The sequence below is a fragment of the Microcoleus sp. B4-C2 genome (genome assembly GCF_036705265.1).
In the GTDB taxonomy this organism is placed as follows: Bacteria; Cyanobacteriota; Cyanobacteriia; order Cyanobacteriales; family Microcoleaceae; genus Microcoleus.
Map to the genome: position 1 here is coordinate 1 of NZ_JAUBUB010000112.1, position 19,344 is coordinate 19,344.

Below are 19,344 nucleotides of genomic sequence, written 5' to 3' on the forward strand. Positions count from 1 at the left end.
CCGTCCAAAAAGGACGGGCGGGACGCCCATCCCACAATAACAATTAAAATTGTAAGTTATTTAATTCGCGATCCTTACGAACTTTGGTTAATTTCTCGCTGACAGCGGGGACGACAAGGTGTTCCTGTGCAAATAAAGCCTGCAGGCATATTTTTAAAGACGCTGCTGCGAGCTCCGATTAAAGCGTTAGCACCGATTTCGACACCAGGGCCAATGAAGCAGTCGGCGGCAATCCAAACGCCGTTATTAATGATCACAGGTGCTGTGATTAAGCGAAAGGCTGGGTCTTGAGGGTCATGAGTGCCGGTGCAGAGGTAGCTTTTTTGAGAAATGACGCAGTGTTTGCCGATCGCCATTCGATCCAGACTGTACAATACAACATCATCTCCGATCCAACTGTAATCGCCGATGGCAATTTTCCAAGGATAGGTAAAACGAGCCGTGGGACGAATGATCACACCCCGACCTATTTTCGCTCCAAATAACCGCAGCAAGCCGCTTCTGATGCCGTTAAAAGGGTGTGGAGTGAGAGGAAATGCGATCGCCTGCACCAACCACCAAAGCAAAATTAGCCAAGTAGGCTTTCCTCGATCGAACTTTGATTGATCGTACTTCCGCAAATCAACCAAAGATTCGCCTGTCAAAGTATTTGCGTGATTGTCGCTAATTGGACGATCGTTTATTTGAGAATTTGGGGAATTTGCGATCGAATTTTCCGGATCTTGGTGCGGATTTGGTATATAATCGGTCATTGATAGTTAATTTAATGTTTAATTTAAAATCGAGTTTAACCTTAAGGACTGCTGCATGACATTTCTAGTTAGGGACAATTTTGACTCGGAAAACGCCAAGGATATCGCACAATGCGAGAAGACAAATCCCAGAATTGGCAAAGTGCGACTTTTACAAACAGCATTGGTACTGCTTAGCAGCTTTTTTGTAGCAGAGTTAATCGCCGCACTTAATTCTCATAGTTTGTCCCTATTAGCAGATGCGGGTCACGTTTTTTCAGATGTAGCAGCTTTAGCAATAACTTTGACAGCGACTTGGTACTCCTCAGTCAAACGCAAAAGTAAATCCGTAGATTGTGCGATCGAATTGAGATCGGATACTATTGTTAAGAACAGGCAAGATGCCTGTTCCACAAACAGTGAGTCTTCTAGTGGGGTGGGCATCGGCACTATTGTTAAGAATAGGCAAGATGCCTGTGAAGCGAACAGTGAGTCTTCCTGTGGGGTGGGCATCCTGCCCGCCCGCCCAGAAATTATTGCTGCTTTAATTAATAGTATCAGTTTAGTAGCGATCGCCCTGTGGATTGCCGCCGAGTCGATCGCCCGTTTGCAGTCCCCAACACCCGAAGTAGAAGGGCTCCCGATGTTAATTACCGCCATAGTCGGTTTAAGCATCAACTCGATTAATGCTTGTTGCTTGCATTCCTGCTGTCACGGCGACTTGAACCTCAAAAGCGCCTTTCTGCACGCAGTCGCCGACATTTTTTCGTCGGCTGGAGTAATTATAGCTGCGATCGCCGTCGCGTGGCTGCACTGGAATTGGGCTGACGGCTTAATTAGCTTGCTAGTCTCTGCATCAATTATTTTATTAACTCTACCATTGCTAATCGAAAGCCTCCAATTGCTGCTGGGAAAAGTATCAGCAATATCCGCAAGTCAACAGCCTTGTGATTGCGAAAAAGTGAGTGGCGAAAAATTGCTGTTCCCATCCCTAGAAGAACTTATTAAATAACATCTCTTCATCCGCGTCCATCCGCGTATATCCGCCACCATCTGCGGTAAAAAATCAAAATATTGTGAAGTGATCGGGAGAAACCGCCCCTAATTATGATAAGATAAAGAGCGGTGTAATTGACAACTCCTCACAATAAAATAAAACCGCTCTCAAGCCTATCTGCTATTAATTCACACCCTGCGGAATTGCCTCAACGGTGAAGAAACCCAGATTTGACAGGCAACTCAGAACGGCTGGATTGGGTGGGGGTTTCTGCAAGTTTCAAGAAAGTAGCGGCACAGTTGGCAGAGACCGGAAAGGAAAAGCCAATAATTAGCAGTAGAGGGGTGAGATTACAGGGAATTGTGATAAACTAAGAGTTATAGTCCATATATATTCCCTATGACCAACAACCGGCTGGAATCCTTCCAAAAAGCCTTCCAGAATCTTCCGTTACTTCCTTTGACCACTCCACAGCAACTGAATAAATTTCATGTGGAATATGGCACAGAGATTTTAGAAGAATTGGATCATTTGGTTGAAGATTGCTCAGCAGACAACAAAATCATTTTTACGGGGCATCTTGGGTCAGGCAAATCGACATTGCTGGCTCAATTTTGCCAGAACACGCAGAATCGCTACTTTGTAGTGTTCTTTTCAATCTCTGACGTGGTTGAAATGTCAGATGTGAATCATGTCAACATTTTGTTTGCTATGGCAGTAAAGCTTATGGAAGCAGCAGAAGAACGCCAGATCAGAATCGGTTCTAAAACAAAAAAAGCTTTTTATCAGTGGTTTAGTAAACATACTCGAACAGAGGGAAGTTCAGTTGATTCTAGCATTGAGCTAGAAACGAGTGGAGAAGCGGGTGCAAATGCTTTGTTTGTGAAGTTATTGGCCAAGTTTAAAGCAACTTTGAAAGCCAACTCTGTGATTCGTGAGGAAATTACGATTGAGTTTTCGAGACGCATATCCGACTTGGTGGATCGGATTAACGATATCGCTAGCGCGATTCAAGCGGGGTGCGGACAAGAAATTATGGTCGTGATTGATGATCTTGATAAACTCGATCTAGAGATTGTCGATCGTGTCTATAGAAATAATATTAGTGCGTTATTTCAGCCTCAATTTCGGATTATTTATACAATTCCAATGGCAGCGACACGAGATCTGTCGTTGCGAGGAATTATTGAGAATGCCACCAATAATAAGATTCAATCCATGTGGGCGACAAAGCTGTTTCCGCGTGGAGAAGATAGAGTTCCAAATGCCTCTCCTGTCCCAGAAGCGGTAAAACTATTTAAGGAAATTCTTTACAAGCGAATCCCCAAGCAGTTGATTGAACCGGAAGCAACTCAGATGATGATCGTCAAAAGTGGTGGTGCATTGCGAGAATTTATTCGTTTGGCTAGTCAGTGCTGTGGGTTATGTTTGAAGCAGTTACGCCGCACACCAGACAAGCAAGATTTGATAATTACGTCTGAGATTTTGAAAAACGCTATTAAAGAATATCGGATTGATTTAACAGAACCCCTGGGAAAAAACCGCTATCAAATTCTAGTGGAGGTCTACGAAAATTATTTACCAGAAGATGGGATGAATCAGGATTTCCTAGATTTATTGCACACGCTCTACATCTTAGAATATCGCAACGACGATTTGTGGTTTGGAGTGCATCCAGTAGTTCAGGAAATATTGCAGCGGCGTGGACTAATTGGATCGGAGGGGTAAATGCTCAACAGTGAGATCGTGGACGATCAATCAATCAATGAAAATAGTTACGATCGCCTTGTCTCTTTAATTGAAGCAAGTCAAGGTGTATTGTCATTGTTGATTGCCTCCTGTAAACCGGGAGATTTTCAAACCCAGATTATTAATCGTTACGAGGCAGAACTTGCTGCCCATATCCCCTGTTATCGCGTGGTTTTGAATCAAAAAGAACCTAGCCTGAGAGGGGCGTTGGAGCAACTTGTCAACGATCGCCCAGAGTTAAAAGCGCCCCACGCATCAGCCGCAATTACTGTAACGGGAACGGAGGCTTTGAGGGATAGTGTGTCACAAGCTGACTCTAACCATAAGTCCGAGTTAAGGCGTTTTTTCGGCTATTTGCAATGGACGCGGGAGGGGTTGCGGGAGTTTCCTTTTCCGATCGTACTTTGGGTAACACCAAATATTCTGAGTCGCTTGAGTCTGGAAGCGCGGGATTTTTGGAGTTGGCGGAGTGGCGTATTTCGATTTGTGTCGCCTGCGGTGCCAGAAACGGGTGTGGTTAACACCACTGGGGAAAGTTCTCTGCTGATTGAGGCAGAGAGAAGACAGAGTTTACCCCTAGATGAACTGTTAGAACAGGTTGAAAATCTGGAGAAACAAGCTAGGGAAACTCCTGCATTAGCAACCGTATACAATCGAGTGGCTAATGCTTATGCAAATCGGGTAAAGACGCGCCAAGCACAGGATTATTCACAGGAGATCGATCGGGCAATTCATTTCTTTGACAAGTCACTTGCCTTACAAGAAAAATTGAACTTACGCCAGGCGCAATCTGACACTTTGTTACAGTTAGGTGATATTTACCGTGACTTAGGATTGTGGGAACGGGTATTTGATCCCTATCAGCAGTCTTTAGAAATTGCTAGGAATTTGAAAGATCGCCTACGAGAGGCGGCTGCTTTGGGGCGACTGGGGGATATTTACCAACAATATCGTCAAGGCGATCGTGCGAGTAACTTGGAAAGGGCGATCGCATTTTACACTGCTGCATTAACCGTCTACACCCGCGATACCTTTCCCGAAGATTGGGCCAAGATGCAAAATAATCTGGCAATTGCCTACAGTAACAGAATCAGGGGAGAGAGGGCTGATAATATCGAAGTTGCGATCGCATCTTTCACTGCTGCATTAACCGTCTACACCCGCGATGCCTTTCCCGAAAATTGGGCTATGACGCAAAATAATCTGGCAATTGCCTACAGTAACAGAATCAGGGGAGAGAGGGCTGATAATATCGAATTTGCGATCGCATCTTGCACTGCTGCATTAACCGTCTACACCCGCGATACCTTTCCCGAAAATTGGGCAGCGACGCAAAATAATCTGGGAGATGCCTACCGTAACAGAATCAGGGGAGAGAAAGCTCAGAATATCGAAATGGCGATCGCATCTTGCACTGCTGCATTATCCGTCCGCACCCGCGAGACCTTTCCCGAAAAATGGGCTATGACGCAAAATAATCTGGCAATTGCCTACAGTGACAGAATCAGGGGAGATAAAGCACAGAATATCGAAATGGCGATCGCATTTTACACTGGTGCATTATCCGTCCTCACCCGTGATGCTTTTCCCGAATATTGGGCCCTGACACAAAATAATCTGGGAGAAGCCTACGGTAACAGAATTAGGGGAGAGAAAGCAGAGAATATCGAAATGGCTATCGCATTTTACACTGCTGCATTAACCGTCCGCACCCGCGAAGCCTTTCCCCAAAAATGGGCCCAGACGCAAAATAATCTGGCAACAGCCTACTGTAAAAGAATCAGGGGAGAGAAAGCAGAGAATATCGAACTGGCGATCGCATCTTACACTGCTGCATTAACCGTCCTCACCCGCGAAGCTTTTCCCGAATATTGGGCTATGACGCAAAATAATCTAGCAACAGCCTACCGTAACAGAATTAGGGGAGAAAAAGCAGAGAATATCGAACTGGCGATCGCATCTTACACTGCTGCATTATCCGTCCGCACCCGCGAGGCCTTTCCCGAAAAATGGGCTATGACGCAAAATAATCTAGCAACAGCCTACAGTAACAGAATCAGGGGAGAGAAAGCAGAGAATATCGAAGTTGCGATCGCATCTTACACTGCTGCATTATCCGTCCTCACCCGTGATGCTTTTCCCCAAGATTGGGCCCTGACACAAAATAATCTGGGAGTTGCCTACTTTGACAGAATCAGGGGAGAGAAAGCAGAGAATATCGAAGTTGCGATCGCATCTTACACTGCTGCATTAACCGTCCGCACCCGCGAGGCCTTTCCCGAAAAATGGGCTATGACGCAAAATAATCTGGCAAATGCCTACTGTGTCAGAATCAGGGGAGATAAAGCAGAGAATATCGAACTGGCGATCGCATATTTCACTGCTGCATTATCCGTCCTCACCCGTGATGCTTTTCCCGAATATTGGGCCCTGACGCAAAATAATCTGGGAGAAGCCTACCGTAAGAGAATCAGGGGAGAGAAAGCAGAGAATATCGAACGGGCCATCGCATCTTTCACTGCTGCATTATCCGTCTACACCCGCGAAGCGTTTCCCGAACAATGGGATCAGACGCAAAATAATCTAGCCACAGCCTACTCTGACAGAATTAGGGCATAGAAAGCAGAGAATATCGAACTGGCGATCGCATTTTACACCGCCGCCCTCGATGTTTACACCCGTGAAGCTTTTCCCCAAGATTGGGCAATAACGCAACATAATCTGGGAGAAGCCTACCGTAAAAGAATCAACGGATTCGGTTCTATGAAAACATAAAAACTTTGTCAACCGTTACTGCTCTCAATGAGGCACAACAATGGCTGCGGAATCTGACCTCAGAGAAGCTGGAAGCCGTCTTAGAAGACCTCAAACCCGAAATCGCTCAAACATTTGAGTAAGTGCCCCCAAAGGAACGAACTCGCAATCAAGCTCCTCTGAATGGCACACTGAATCGCAAGCCGTTTTCCTTTGCTGAACCTCATTACTGGGCTGGCTTTACTGCGATCGGTCTTTAGCAATCCTGACAAAAATTGTCCAGTTTTTTCGTGCTTATGTAAATAAGTACCAGTGTTAATGGTACTCCTGGGTAAATGTCAAACGATAGCCATTGGGATAAGAGCGATCAATTAAATGAGTAATTCTTATTTTGCCATAAATTGTACTTCTTTTGTGCATAAAGCCGGCGGTTGAAACTGCGGCTACACAAACTTTCGTCCACGCGGACTAACAGATATTCTCACGGCAATTTCACTTCAGTCTCCTGACTGATAACTACTGGTGGCGACAAAGTAGGCTCAGGTTCGGCCACATTCAACTGACCGCCACAACAACGCAACTCGTAAAGTTTTGCATTAATTTGATACTCATATTGACTCAATAACCTTGCATAAATATAGCCAGCTTTTCCATCCAAAAAGCCGAGCTGAATGAAGTAAAATAAAATAAATCTGAGCATTGGTTTAAACGGCAACCGCACCCAAACTTTTTTGAGAAAGCGTTTCCGCTGCACAGCATCTCCAAATAAGTGAGCGCCAATAGTGCCGCTGTCGTCGCGGCCTTCAATAATATTGTAATAAACACGAGCTTCCCAATTAGAATAGCGGTTGTGCCGTTCTATCCAGTGAAATAAATCGCGGTAATCCTCGTGGATCATGTCAGTTTTTAAGTAGCCGACTTGACCGGCTAAAATGACGTGTTCGTGAACTTCGTTGTCGCCAGTATTGGGAACGGATTCAGTTCCGAGATTTTCGTAGCGGCCTTTTTGATGCTTGAACAAACGCAAATTCCAGTCGGGATATCTGCCGCCATAACGCAGCCACTGACCTAAAAAGAAGACTTTGCGGTTGAGGTAGTAGCCGTCAAAATTGGGGTCTTCGATCGCCTGCGCGATTTCGTCCCAAAGTTCCGGCGGAATGCGCTCGTCGCAATCGACAATTAATACCCATTCGTTGCGAAAGGGCAGATTGTCCAAAGACCAATTTTTCTTTTTCGGCCAGCGGTTGTCGAAGTAGAATTGCACTACTTTTGCGCCGGTGCTGATGGCAATTTCTACGGTGCGATCGCTGCTTTGGGAATCAACCATGAAAACTTCATCCGCCCTAGCAATGCTGGCCAGACACGCTGGTAGATTAAGTTCTTCGTCTTTTGCCGGAATGAGAACTGAAACCGGAATCTTGGATGAACTAGATGTCATAATCGAGTGCTTGAACCTGAATGCGGTCGAGTTTTTTGTGGATGAAGTGCGATCGGCACAGCAGGGCCGACGACTTGAGCAGCGAGGGATATTGCCTATAGCCTAATGCCTGCTGGTCGATTTCGGTGCAAAAATCAGGCCGCGGATGGCTGCGATCAAATAACCGATTTGACCCCAGGCAAAAACGAAATTTTCAAAGCGCAGCCCTGGATCTCTAATATATTTAAAAGACTTCCAGACACCCCTCAAGATTCTTTCACCCCCCCGCCCAAGCTGAGCAATACCGGCTCGATCGGACAATTGTTCGCGATAACACTCGCTGATGCCTTGCCACCACCCGCGCTCTAGAAACCAAGCTTTGTTGAGCCTTTCTGTCGCGACATGGTGAAGCACCAGGGCCTCCGGTAGATAAACTACTTGCCAACCTAACTCTAAAGCTAATTCTGTGGCCCGCAACTCTTCATTTGACAGCAACTTTTTGCCGACTCTACCGAGTTTGACATCGAAGCCGCCAATTTGTTCGAGAAAAGCGCGCCGGATTGAGTAGTTTACCCCCCTGGGAGTCAAACCGGCAGCAGTCACGTACAGGCAAGTATCGCCTAAATCATATGCTCCCAAGTTCTGGGCCAATCCGGGTGACAGCCATTCGGGCGGGCTGACTGCAGAAGGCCAGAGCAAATTGACTTTGCCACCAGCTACGGCGAGTTTTTGATTGCTTTGATAAGCCGCGTGCAGCACCCTGAGCCAATTCGGCTCAGCAATAGCGTCGTCGTCGAGATAAGCCAATATTTCGCTGCCAGCTTCCTTTGCGCCGGTGTTCCGGGCTACTGACAGACCGATTTCGGGTTCCCAGACGTACTTGAGGCGGCCATCCCCCAGTCTTGCTTCTACCACCTCGCGGGTGCGCGAAGTGGAACTTTCGGGGCTTGCATAATCGCTAGAAGCGTTATCCACTACTACTACTTCAAAGTTGTCGGGAAAATCCTGTACCAGCAAGCTGTCGATCGCCCCACCTAAATAGGCGGCGCGATTGTGGGTGCAAATAATCGCTGATATCTGAGGACGATCTGGCATAAATAACAGCTTGGGAAATACGGGGGTTCTCGATCGACTTACTCTGATATTGTCTCATCAATGCTATTATCGCTTAAAAAGCATTTGGTAGTTGGCCGTTTAAATCATAATTGGTAATTGCTAATTGGGAATTGGCAATTGGGAATTATGTTTAATCCTTTGTATGTGACCCCGCCCAAAGAAGGGAGACAAGCCCGCAACATTAGTCGTGAGCAGCCCAAAAATTTTAACCAAACTTCAATCTCCCCAAATCATTTGTTGTGGAGTAAATCTAAAATCTAAAATCTAAAATCTAAAATCGACTGACTAATGAGTAACTCAGAACCCACCACATCTAGACAATTAATCTTAGTAACTGGACCGGCCCGAAGCGGCAAAAGTGAATGGGCCGAAACTCTGGCGGCGGGTTCGGGAAAACAAGTAATTTATGTGGCTACCGGCCAGGTTGATGAAACGGATTTGGAGTGGCTGCGTCGCCTCGAACAGCACCGAAATCGCCGTCCTGTTGATTGGGCAACTCTAGAAGTGCCGATCGAATTATCGGCCGTTTTGCAAGCCAGCAAGCCGTCGGATTGCTTGTTGATTGATTCCCTGGGAACTTGGACGGCAAATCTTTTGGAACAAGAAGCTGCTGTTTGGGCTACTACGCAGCAAGATTTGCTCGCCTGTTTGAAGTCGGCGGCGGCTGATGTAATTTTGGTAGGGGAAGAAACCGGATGGGGTGTTGTGCCTGCTTATCCGGCGGGGCGGCTGTTTCGCGATCGCCTCGGCACTCTCGTGCGCCACATCGGGGCGATCGCCGATACTGTTTATCTCGCCACCGGAGGTTACGCCTTGGATCTAAGGGCTCTGGGTACACCGCTGCCGCCCGTAGCGAAAAATTAACAGCCGGAGTCGCGATCGACAAGAGAGAAAATATATCGGTTTCCCGAACGACAATTTTAACTGAACATCAGGTAGAATTTTCATTAAGTAAGATTGAAAATTCAAGACTCACATAAATTAGTCAAAAAACATACTCACTTGGGGGACAGCTCAACAATTTGACATGAGGAATAGCCAAATTTTGAAATTCTGTAAAAGATAAAATGTCTCTTAAGAAAGAGTAGGAATTTCCAATTAAAAGTCTAAACTAATCAATTAGTTGAAGGGTTGACTAAAAGTTATGGCATCAGATAGTGAAGTAAGAAAATATATTGCTTACTGGTTTCAGTTAGGCAAAAAAGTATTAATTCGCAACGGTTCCGAAGCGCTGGAGCCCAAATCGGTAAATGCGGGCGATCGCTACAGCCAGGAATTTGAAGACTGCTGGCAAAAAATCATCTCCCGCGACAGCGGAGACTGTTACCTCGAAGGCACAAACGAAACAATTGCCAAACTGCTGACACCAGCTTGGGAAATCAGTCCCTGCGCGCGCTGCGCTATGCCCGTAGTGTTCAAACAAACCGGAATGCCCCCGGAGTTCTGTCCCTGTAACGACTTACCGAACTGGCCCGATACCGAAATGCCCCAACCTCGATCGCCAGTCAGCAGCCAATCGCAACTATCAGGCATTCGCGATCGACTCCAAAGATCCAGCGGCGAGTAAGTATATATAAGAAGGAAGAAGGGTCTTCTTCCTTAAATTGTTACAATATATTTACAATGCTTCACACTAGGTCTGATTTATGAATGTCAAGACAGTATCGCCAGCCTCCCCGCCAACTTATGTAAATTCAGGGACTCAGGCTGTACTAAGCAATCTCCAAGATGCAAATACAATTCCCCTGCAAGCAGTACCAGTATCACTAGAGACGGAGCTCGTAACGGACGATCGGCTCAAATCAGCCAGAGACATAGCTTTCGAGTTAGCCGGAGATGCTGTTCGGTACGATCCAGTGGCGATCGCAGCCCTGTACCGAAATCGACCTCTACAAGTCTGGGGAAGGCTGTCGAGCGTTGTTTGGACATTTTTTAGCTTTGCCTTCAGTGTGTGGTTCGACGGCAAAACAGGTCGTACCGCCACCAACGAAAAGCGCCGCGCCGTCCGACTGCGAGAAATTCTGGGTCAACTCGGCCCAGCTTTCATCAAAATCGGACAAGCACTCTCAACACGCCCCGACTTAGTACCGCCAGTATATTTAGAAGAACTAACAACGCTGCAAGACCAATTGCCAGCATTTCCCAACGAAGTAGCATATCAATTCATCCAAGAAGAATTGGGCGCCCACCCCAAAGACATCTACGCAGAAATCAGCCCCGATCCGATCGCAGCAGCATCTCTCGGACAAGTCTACAAAGGCAAACTCAAAACCGGAGAAACAGTCGCAATCAAAGTCCAGCGACCGGGTTTAGCCGAAAACATCGGCTTAGATATTTACATCCTGCGGCGCGTTGCAGTTTGGGCGCAAAACACCTTCAAAATAATTCGCAGTGACCTCGCAGCAATTATGGACGAGTTGGGCGAGCGCATTTACGAAGAAATGGACTACACCCACGAAGGTCAAAATGCCGAACGGTTTGCCCAACTATACGGCCACATCAAAGACATTTATGTTCCCAGCATCTACTGGGAATATACCCGCCGCCGCGTCTTAACAATGGAGTGGATCACCGGCATCAAACTTACGAATTTAGAGGCCGTTAAAGCTCAAGGAATCGACGCTCCTTACTTAATTGAAGTGGGGGTGCAGTGCTCTCTCAGACAACTTCTAGAACACGGTTTCTTTCACGCCGACCCCCATCCCGGCAATCTTTTGGCAACTCCTGACGGTCAATTAGCTTATCTCGATTTCGGGATGATGAGCGAAGTTAAACCTTATCAGCGATACGGCTTGTTGGAAGCTGTGGTGCATTTGGTGAACCGCGACTTTGAAGGTTTAGCAAAAGATTATGTCAAGTTGGAGTTTTTAACGCCAGATACGGATTTAACGCCAATTATTCCAGCTTTGGCGGGCGTATTTAACAATGCTTTGGGTGCTAGCGTTGCCGAACTCAATTTCAAAAGCATTACTGACGAGCTTTCGGCGGTGATGTACGAATATCCTTTCCGGGTTCCAGCTTACTATGCTTTGATTATTCGATCGCTCGTCACCTTAGAAGGGATTGCCATTAATGTCGATCCAGAATTCAAAGTGCTCAGCAAAGCTTATCCTTACGTTGCAAAACGGCTGTTGAGCGACCCCGCACCGGAATTGAGAGCATCCCTGCAAGATTTGCTGTTCAAACAAGGCGAATTCCGCTGGAACCGCTTAGAAAACTTGCTCAACAATGCCCGCGAGAGCGAGGATTACGATGTCAGCAAAATCTTGAACCAAGCATTAGAATATTTATTTTCCGAAAGAGGAGATTTCATTCGCGATCGTATTGTCCTGGAATTAGTCAAAAGTCTTGACACACTTTCGAGCAATGCTTTTGCTAACGCCAAAGCAGTCGTGGGCGAATGGTTTGGAGTCAAGGCAAATCAACCGGTGGTTTCACCAACTGAACAAAAAAACTTAGAACACATCAAGCGGATTTGGGATATTTTGCAATCCACTCCCGGTTTTGACGGGACGAAAGTATTGCAGCTATTGCCGCAGTTGTTGGTGAAACCCCAAGTGCAGAATATGGGGCAGAAAGTAGTCGGCGGTTTAGCTCAAAGAGCAGTTGCTAGGGTTATTCGCGAGTTTTTGCTTTCGCAGGAACCGGATGCGATTCCCGTGAATGGAAGCTACCCTAAAACTTCGCCTCAGTTGTCTTTACCTGCGGCGAAGTAGTTATCTCATGTCAGGCGAATTGACCATAATTCCTGTAGGGGCGGGTTCACCAATATCTACAATAGAAACGAGAGATTCTGTAAACCCGCCCCAGCTTTTGAGCGTGGTCGATCGACCATGATATTAAATTGGGAGATTGGGATTTTTTGACCGCAGATATTAGCAGATAAACACAGATGAACGCAGATGAAATGTCGTCTGCGTTCTTTTAATTAAGCTTGAATCCTTTAGCGGCTAATTGCTGGCGGAGACTTTGAATCATTACGCGATCGAGAGTATTTTCACCACTATTGGTACTAGATTGGCGCTGTTGTTCAATATATGCTGTACGCTTCTGAGATAAGTCGCGGATGGTCTTTTTAATCGCTTCTCTTTCGGTTTTCTTTCCAGCAACATATGCTCTCTTTTCTGTTAGCGTCATCCCTCGCATGATTTCGGGTAAATTATCATCTGATATTGCCTCTAGTTTAACTGTGCCGCTTTCGAGAGCATCGAGCAAGTCCCAAGAAGCATTATCATAGTATTCAGAAGCTTTGGACGCACTACGCAAAACCCTATTGCTGCCAGCATTACTATCTTCAACTGCTTGACGTTGTTGTCCTATTCTTCCTTCTCTACCGTAAGGAATGTAGGTTTGATTGAGTTTAGTATTCCAAGTAGAAATCTCGTCGTCGTAAGGGGACTTGATTACCACAATTTGTTGGTTTTGATTAATGTTGAAGCTACTGCCTTTTGCTAAGGAATGAGAATTAAATAACTTCCACTCTTGAAAGTGGGATGGGCCTAAGAGCCCATCCAAAAAGGACGGGCTCTTAGGCCCATCCCACAAACTTGTGGAAGTTATTTAATTCTCATTCCAAAGATCGATCGCCCCTCAAGCCTTTTTGTTCTTTCTATTTATTTATCAGGTTGAGCTCGGTAGTTTTATGCAAAACTCTCCAGTTTTTTTGGTCGAGTTTGGCAAAGACTGCGTGGAAGTACGGAACCACGGGTGTTTTGGGGATTTAAGGGCGATCGAATAACGCGCTTTCCCAGAATCCGGCGGGGAATGAATTCCCCGCCTCATAGCGAAAGTCCTCTCAAAGAGGACTGGTAAATTCTTCAGTCGGCGACCGACGACTTTCGCTTTGAGGCTCTTGTTTCAACAAGAGCCGGAGTTCGGGATTGCGAGATAGCCGGATTGCGCGATCGATCTGCTTGTTAACACTAAAGATCGATCGCCCCTCAAGCCTTTTTGTTGTTCCTGTTTATTTATCAGGGTGAGCTCGGTAGTTTTATGCAAAACTCTCAAGTTTTTTTTGATAAAGTTTGACAAACACTGGTGAGATTACGGAACCACGGGTGTTTTGGGGATTTAAGGGCGATCGAATAACGCACGGGTGGTCAGAAACCGGGTTTTTCGCAGAAGACTTCGTTACAAACCTGCATAAATCGCAAAAACCCGGTTTATGCAGGTTTTGATGCGTCTTAACAAAAATTCACATCTAATTCAACTGCCCAATCCACCGCACAGCAAGACTTTCAACCATCCTCTGAAAAAAATTTCTGAATTTCGCATAAATTCCTCCAACTTACCCTGATAAATAAATGTAGGAACAAAGTTGCGGCCGCACTTAACTATGACTGATAAATCCAACCCCTCCGAGGGGGAAGACCACTTATCCGACGAAACCGATGCTGTTGGGTGCTCAGTAAAATCGGAAAAGTTCGATCGAGATCCCGCACACCAGCAAATCGTCGAACTCGTCACCAAAGCTTGCCAGCAGCCCCCCGGCAGTATCAGGCGAAGTCGTTTCTTGAATCAACTAATTCGAGAGATTATCAAATCCGGCAAACTCTGGAAACCAAAAACACCTTACTATGAAGAGGCATTGCAAGAAACCTGGATCTATCTCAATCGAAATTTATGTGAAGCTACCACAGCAAAACGACCTTACGATCCCGAAGAAAGCCTGATTACTACTTGGTTAAATAGCTATCTCGAAAGGCGGCTTTTTGATTGTCGTCTGGCCCCAATAAAAGAAAGTGAGACACCAAACCGCCGTCGAATAGCGTCCTCAGAAGGAAAACAAGACAAAGAAACCATCAATCCCATTGACTATCTCGCCGCCGATTATGATGTAAGTTTCTATTTGGACGAACTTCTCGCATGGATAGAAACCGATCCAAATAACGAGTTAAAAAGCAGACACGTTAGAGGCAAACCGCAGATAAATTGTCAAGTTTTATTGCAGCGAAAATGTTTGTACGGTCAAAGTCTTAAAGAACTCGCCAAAGAGTTTGGCTGCGCCCATTCTACTTTATATCAATTGTTCAACAATGACTGCCGTCATCTGCTGCAAAAATTTTGCGAAGACCAAGGATATCAAACTTTAAATATACCAGGAGTGTACCAAAACAATGAACCATAACAACCTTTGGGAAATCGAATCTTTGCCAATGCCAATTACTCAGAAGGCACTGCAAGTTGCTCAGCAGTTTGCCACCCAACAGCGCCACCCGCAAAGGCACGAGCAAGTTTATCTCAATACTTTGGCAGTGCTGGCAGTTCGCGATTATCTAAAAATCATCGATATTGAGACTGACTTGACTGAATGCGATAGCTGGAATCCCGTAATTCGCCTGTTTGCAGATGCGGGAGATTTGTATGTTAAAGGATTGGGAAAAATCGAATGCCGTCCAATTAAAAATCGACCTCAAACTCAAGAAACTGGCAACCAGAATTCATCTGCACATCCGCCTGAGATTTGCCCGGTGCCGGTGGAAGCAAGGGCAGAACGCATTGGCTATATTGCTGTAGAAATTGATGAGGAGGAAAAGGAAGCGAGATTGCTTGGTTTTTCTCCCAATGCGGATGCGGGGGAATTAGTATTGAGCGAATTGCATTCCCTGGATGATTTTTTAGGGCATCTAGAACATTTGTTGGAATCTCAAATTAACCTCAGTCAGTGGTTGATGAATGTATTTACGGCTGATTGGCTGCCTTTTGAAGCGGTATTTAACCAGCAGACACAAACTTCTCAGGTGGAGATTCAAAATCCGGTTGAATCTCAGTTAGGCAATTGGTGGCAAAATTTTGTAGACAGATGTTTGCAGCAATTGGATCGAGGTAAACAAAATTTAAAAAACTTGATTTCTCCTGACGAAACCCCCAGTTTTGCATTACGAGGAGGTGGAAATTCGAGAGAAGAATCTGCGTTACAAGGCAGTCAAAGTAGCATCAATAGGTTTCCCGAAGCCGATGTCACGCGGGCTAAGTTGATTGACTTGGGAATGCGGCTGGGAAGGACAACGGTGGCTTTGTTGGTGGCGATTGCTGAAGAGAGCGATCGCACTGTCAGAGTTCACGTTCAACTGCATCCGGCGATCGGAGAACGTTACCTGCCCCAGAATATTAAACTTTCCTTAATCTCCGACATCGGTAAAAATCTAACCGAGTCACAATCAAGGATTCAGGAGAGGTACATTTTGCTGAAGGATATTGAGGTCGATCGAGACGAGAGTTTTAGTATTCGAGTAGCTTTAGATGATTTCAGCGTCACAGAAAATTTTGTGGTATGATATCTCGATTAACTCTACTCGCGTCTAATTTATGAGCTTAAGATTTATCTTGGGTTTAGGGATTGGGGATTTACACAAGGGTTTTCCCGACATCACAGGGGAGTTTCAAGAAAACCAAACAACAGTTCATAAATTTAAAGGAAGTTTGCCACCAGCCCCGGAAGTTGATGATCTGCAAAAAAGATGGCAACTTATTTGTCGTGCGGGAAAATCTAGCAACATCCTTTCTAGAATTAAAGTTAAGGCTACAGGGACAACCAATATTTGTGAAGATAATCCTCAATTGATCTATCAATATTTGAATGAATCTATGAGGCTGTGGCTGAGTAGTGAGGAGTTTTATGCGGGAATTGAGCATAATTTTAGAAATGTAGTTGATGCGTTTGGTGGTCGAGATCGGTGCTTTGAAGTATTTCTCGAAATCAAAGATTCGGAAAATTGGCATCTGCCTTGGGATGCGTGGAAATTTCGCGAAGATTACAAAAACTGTGAAATAATTAAAAGTCCGTCCCAGTATAGAAAAGCTCTCAAAAAGGCAACTACAGGCGGAATGCCTCTGCCTTCGCGAGGTAGAATTTTATGTGTCTCCGGTAATAGTGACGGACTCGATCTGAAACAAGATGAGAAAAGTCTTCAAATGTCTTTTGGCGATCGCTGCAAGTTAGAATTTATGCAACAGCCAACACCGGAAAAGCTACGCGAGAAGTTGTTAGAGGATGAAAAAAATTGGCAGATTTTATATTACGGCGGGCATAGCAATAGCAATGCTGTCAATGGATGGCTGCATATTAATGAAGCAGATTGCGATAATACTGTCACAATAGACTATTTAAAAGAGGGGTTGGAAAAATCAATTTTTCAAGGATTGGAGTTGCTAATTTTAAACTCGTGTTCTAGCCTCCAATTGGCAGCAGATTTAGTAGCTGGAGGCTTGCCTTTACCGTCAATGATTGTGATGCGTGCGCCGATACCAGATAAAATTGCTCACGATTTTGTTAAGTCTTTATTCGGATATTTAAGCAAAGAATATCCTTTGTTTTTAGCAGTACGAAAAGCTAAGGATTATTTACAGAAATGGGAATCTCAGTTTCCCGGTGCGAGTGCGATACCAGTGCTCTGTCAGCAGCCAACTTTTGAGGGGTTGACTTTACTGCAATTAAAGCACGCGCGGCGCAGCTATCCCGTCGGGAATCGCCTGCTTGTGTCTGTGGCCGATGTTTTGGGTGATACTGGGGACGATCGCCCAAACAACGATATCTCTATTTTTATTTCTAATTTGATGCAGCGCCTGGGAATCGGTTTAGCTACTACCGCTAGCAGTTATATGTTAATGGGCCCGATACTTGCCCCAGTTGCTAATCAAATTGGCATGGAAAACCACCGTCAAAATAAACCTTTAATTGCGAAAAAATTCTACAAATTAGCAAGTTTAATTAACCTTAATTATGCACAGCCTTACTATAATTTAGCTATGTTGTGCGACGAATTGAATGACGATCGCGGTGCGTTAGAGGCCATGCAAAATGCTGTATTGCGAGGACTTCCTGATGCTTCTGCTCAAATATCTAAATTATTCATTCGCAAGGATAAACATCAAGCAGCTTTAAAGGCGATCAACCTTTGTTTAGAACACGCTAAATACGACGGTGTAAAAGCTGCTTGTATCAAAAATCGTGGCTGGATACGGTTCAAAGAACAGCAGTATGACGATGCAGAGATAGATTTTCAAACAGCAATTGGATTGACAGACAATAGCCCGGAAGCTCACTGTTTTTTAGCACGGGTTATGGAAACTAAAGGTAAGCCCCATGAAGCGTTAGAACACTGGGAAAAAACGATTAAATATTCTAAATCTAGCGTACCAGAACAAGAGCAATGTATCCAAAGTGCTAAACAACATTTACGAATAAAAGGAAATATCAAGTGAAAATCAGGATTGCAGTTTCTATAGCTTTAAGCTCGATCGCAACTACCGCACTAGCAGCCAGTAACAGAATATCCAACGGACTGATTATCCATAGTAGCGGGGAAGTTGCGATCGAGCGCCAAAACGGGCTAATTGTCCGCCCTACCAGCGGTACGCCGATTTATCCGGGAGACACACTGCGAACAGCACAAAACGCACAACTGACTATCCAATGTGCAGATTTGGGAATTAAGTCGATCGCAGGGAGTGAAAATCAATTGAATAGCTGTTTGTTAGCCAAAGAAGAGTCGAAATCTGATTGCAGCAAGGACTTGATTAAATGTCCCGATCGCGGCGACGATAAAATTGCTTGGAATAGCGCGCCAATTCCTTATATTATCAGTCCGCGGCGGACGAAATTGCTCGACAGCAAGCCAATTTTGCGGTGGAATCCGGTTGCTGGTGCTACTAGCTATAAGTTGAGCCTCCGGGAAAATGGAGCGAAATTAAACTGGGAAATGACTGTTAGCGGTACTGAGGCTGTGTATCCGGGGGAACCGGCGCTGAAACCGGGTGTTAGGTACCGATTGATTGTCGAGGCGAATACGGGTGTTTCTTCAGAAAGTGCTGTTGGGGAGGGGGATATCGAGTTTAGCTTGCTGGATGAGACTGAGGTGGAAAGGGTGAAAAGTGAGGTTGGGGCGATCGACAAACAAGTACCTAACGAAAACGCCAAAAAATTAGCCATTTCTAGCGTTTATCTTAACACAAACTTGATTGCCGAAGCAAGAGAAATTTTAGAAAATTTACAAGAAACAGGCATGAAAACACCGCCCATTTATCGCACGTTGGGCGATTTGTATCTAGAAAAGCTACAACTGGTTCCCCAGGCTGAAGTCTACTATTCCCAGGTGATTAATACGGCGAAACCTGACGATATTGAGGAGTTGACGGCCGCTCGATACGGATTGGGACAAGTTCATTCAGCCATGAGAAATAATCTGGAAGCTATGAAATATTTGCGAATGGCAAAAGATGGATATACAACCTTGGGAGATTTGCCAATGGTGGAAAAGATTGAGAAGCAATTGCGGGATTTGCAAAGGAGGGAACAGAGGAAATAGTAACTGCCTGTAACGTTAATTCCGGCCGGGTTGTGACGTTAATTTCGGCCGGGTTGTGACGTTAATTCCGGCCGGGAATGAATTCCCTGCCTCAAAGCAAAAGTCCACTAAAGTGGACTGATATCAAACTTTTTTCTACAGTCCTCTTCAGAGGACTTTCGCTATAAGCCAGGGGTTTCAACCCCTGGCGGACTCGCGGGTTGTGACGTTAATTCCGGCCGGGAATGAATTCCCTGCCTCAAAGCAAAAGTCCACTAAAGTGGACTGATATCA

Annotated in this window: 15 protein-coding genes; 11 read left to right on the top strand and 4 right to left on the bottom strand. The window is 45.3% G+C overall.

The window, feature by feature from the left end:
* Positions 1-74 precede the first annotated feature (74 nt).
* On the bottom strand, positions 75-752 hold the full coding sequence (hpsU, locus tag QUB20_RS24600; protein ID WP_333250165.1) for a hormogonium polysaccharide biosynthesis acetyltransferase HpsU: 678 nt from the start codon (positions 750-752) through the stop codon (positions 75-77).
* Positions 753-807: 55 nt separating this feature from the next.
* On the opposite strand from hpsU, the gene QUB20_RS24605 reads away from it, so the two are divergent.
* From QUB20_RS24605 to QUB20_RS24615, 3 genes are all read left to right on the top strand, one after another.
* Positions 808-1,743: a cation diffusion facilitator family transporter gene (locus QUB20_RS24605; RefSeq protein ID WP_333250167.1), complete on the top strand. Its 936-nt coding sequence runs from the start codon at positions 808-810 to the stop codon at positions 1,741-1,743.
* A gap of 384 nt (positions 1,744-2,127) precedes the next feature.
* Positions 2,128-3,456 (top strand): P-loop NTPase fold protein, encoded by a 1,329-nt coding sequence (locus QUB20_RS24610; protein ID WP_333250170.1) that lies wholly within the window; start codon positions 2,128-2,130, stop codon positions 3,454-3,456.
* Positions 3,457-6,096: a tetratricopeptide repeat protein gene (locus QUB20_RS24615; protein ID WP_333250172.1), complete on the top strand. Its 2,640-nt coding sequence runs from the start codon at positions 3,457-3,459 to the stop codon at positions 6,094-6,096.
* Between the two features lie 616 nt (positions 6,097-6,712).
* On the opposite strand, the gene QUB20_RS24620 is transcribed toward QUB20_RS24615, so the two are convergent.
* On the bottom strand, positions 6,713-7,648 hold the full coding sequence (locus tag QUB20_RS24620; RefSeq protein WP_333250190.1) for a glycosyltransferase family 2 protein: 936 nt from the start codon (positions 7,646-7,648) through the stop codon (positions 6,713-6,715).
* On the opposite strand from QUB20_RS24620, the gene QUB20_RS24625 reads away from it, so the two are divergent.
* Positions 7,557-7,775, top strand: coding sequence for a hypothetical protein (locus QUB20_RS24625; RefSeq protein ID WP_333055490.1), 219 nt, complete (start codon positions 7,557-7,559; stop codon positions 7,773-7,775). The genes QUB20_RS24620 and QUB20_RS24625 overlap by 92 nt on opposite strands.
* On the opposite strand, the gene QUB20_RS24630 is transcribed toward QUB20_RS24625, so the two are convergent.
* On the bottom strand, positions 7,772-8,743 hold the full coding sequence (locus tag QUB20_RS24630) for a glycosyltransferase (protein ID WP_333250174.1): 972 nt from the start codon (positions 8,741-8,743) through the stop codon (positions 7,772-7,774). The genes QUB20_RS24625 and QUB20_RS24630 overlap by 4 nt on opposite strands.
* A gap of 309 nt (positions 8,744-9,052) precedes the next feature.
* Between QUB20_RS24630 and cobU the strand changes: the two genes are divergently transcribed.
* The 3 genes from cobU to QUB20_RS24645 all read left to right on the top strand — a co-directional run bounded on the left by cobU (position 9,053) and on the right by QUB20_RS24645 (position 12,480).
* Positions 9,053-9,628, top strand: coding sequence for a bifunctional adenosylcobinamide kinase/adenosylcobinamide-phosphate guanylyltransferase (gene cobU / locus QUB20_RS24635; RefSeq protein WP_333250176.1), 576 nt, complete (start codon positions 9,053-9,055; stop codon positions 9,626-9,628).
* 280 nt (positions 9,629-9,908) lie between these two features.
* Complete coding sequence (locus tag QUB20_RS24640) at positions 9,909-10,331, top strand: hypothetical protein (RefSeq protein ID WP_333250178.1); 423 nt, start codon at positions 9,909-9,911, stop codon at positions 10,329-10,331.
* A gap of 79 nt (positions 10,332-10,410) precedes the next feature.
* Complete coding sequence (locus QUB20_RS24645; RefSeq protein WP_333250180.1) at positions 10,411-12,480, top strand: AarF/ABC1/UbiB kinase family protein; 2,070 nt, start codon at positions 10,411-10,413, stop codon at positions 12,478-12,480.
* A 208-nt stretch (positions 12,481-12,688) separates the two neighbouring features.
* On the opposite strand, the gene QUB20_RS24650 is transcribed toward QUB20_RS24645, so the two are convergent.
* Positions 12,689-13,174: a hypothetical protein gene (locus tag QUB20_RS24650; RefSeq protein WP_333291722.1), complete on the bottom strand. Its 486-nt coding sequence runs from the start codon at positions 13,172-13,174 to the stop codon at positions 12,689-12,691.
* 925 nt (positions 13,175-14,099) lie between these two features.
* Between QUB20_RS24650 and QUB20_RS24655 the strand changes: the two genes are divergently transcribed.
* From QUB20_RS24655 to QUB20_RS24670, 4 genes are read left to right on the top strand one after another with little or no spacing between them, the layout of a single operon-like run.
* Entirely contained in the window at positions 14,100-14,891 is a 792-nt protein-coding gene (locus tag QUB20_RS24655) for a sigma-70 family RNA polymerase sigma factor (protein WP_333209067.1), read from the top strand.
* Positions 14,881-16,041 carry a DUF1822 family protein gene (locus QUB20_RS24660; protein ID WP_333250184.1) on the top strand — a complete coding sequence of 387 codons (1,161 nt, stop codon included), beginning with the start codon at positions 14,881-14,883 and terminating at the stop codon, positions 16,039-16,041. The genes QUB20_RS24655 and QUB20_RS24660 overlap by 11 nt, the downstream gene beginning before the upstream one ends.
* Positions 16,042-16,072: 31 nt before the next feature.
* Positions 16,073-17,968: a CHAT domain-containing protein gene (locus QUB20_RS24665; RefSeq protein WP_333250186.1), complete on the top strand. Its 1,896-nt coding sequence runs from the start codon at positions 16,073-16,075 to the stop codon at positions 17,966-17,968.
* Complete coding sequence (locus QUB20_RS24670) at positions 17,965-19,071, top strand: hypothetical protein (protein WP_333250188.1); 1,107 nt, start codon at positions 17,965-17,967, stop codon at positions 19,069-19,071. Before QUB20_RS24665 ends, QUB20_RS24670 begins: the two co-directional genes overlap by 4 nt.
* The last annotated feature ends 273 nt before the right edge of the window (positions 19,072-19,344 follow it).

Excerpts from the sequence above, each read along its gene's own strand:
- hpsU (WP_333250165.1), bottom strand. The coding sequence starts at position 752 with ATGACCGATTATATACCAAATCCGCACCAAGATCCGGAAAATTCGATC.
- QUB20_RS24605 (WP_333250167.1), top strand. The coding sequence starts at position 808 with ATGACATTTCTAGTTAGGGACAATTTTGACTCGGAAAACGCCAAGGAT.
- QUB20_RS24610 (WP_333250170.1), top strand. The coding sequence starts at position 2,128 with ATGACCAACAACCGGCTGGAATCCTTCCAAAAAGCCTTCCAGAATCTT.
- QUB20_RS24615 (WP_333250172.1), top strand. The coding sequence starts at position 3,457 with ATGCTCAACAGTGAGATCGTGGACGATCAATCAATCAATGAAAATAGT.
- QUB20_RS24625 (WP_333055490.1), top strand. The coding sequence starts at position 7,557 with ATGAAAACTTCATCCGCCCTAGCAATGCTGGCCAGACACGCTGGTAGA.
- QUB20_RS24630 (WP_333250174.1), bottom strand. The coding sequence starts at position 8,743 with ATGCCAGATCGTCCTCAGATATCAGCGATTATTTGCACCCACAATCGC.
- cobU (WP_333250176.1), top strand. The coding sequence starts at position 9,053 with ATGAGTAACTCAGAACCCACCACATCTAGACAATTAATCTTAGTAACT.
- QUB20_RS24640 (WP_333250178.1), top strand. The coding sequence starts at position 9,909 with ATGGCATCAGATAGTGAAGTAAGAAAATATATTGCTTACTGGTTTCAG.
- QUB20_RS24645 (WP_333250180.1), top strand. The coding sequence starts at position 10,411 with ATGAATGTCAAGACAGTATCGCCAGCCTCCCCGCCAACTTATGTAAAT.
- QUB20_RS24655 (WP_333209067.1), top strand. The coding sequence starts at position 14,100 with ATGACTGATAAATCCAACCCCTCCGAGGGGGAAGACCACTTATCCGAC.
- QUB20_RS24660 (WP_333250184.1), top strand. The coding sequence starts at position 14,881 with ATGAACCATAACAACCTTTGGGAAATCGAATCTTTGCCAATGCCAATT.
- QUB20_RS24665 (WP_333250186.1), top strand. The coding sequence starts at position 16,073 with ATGAGCTTAAGATTTATCTTGGGTTTAGGGATTGGGGATTTACACAAG.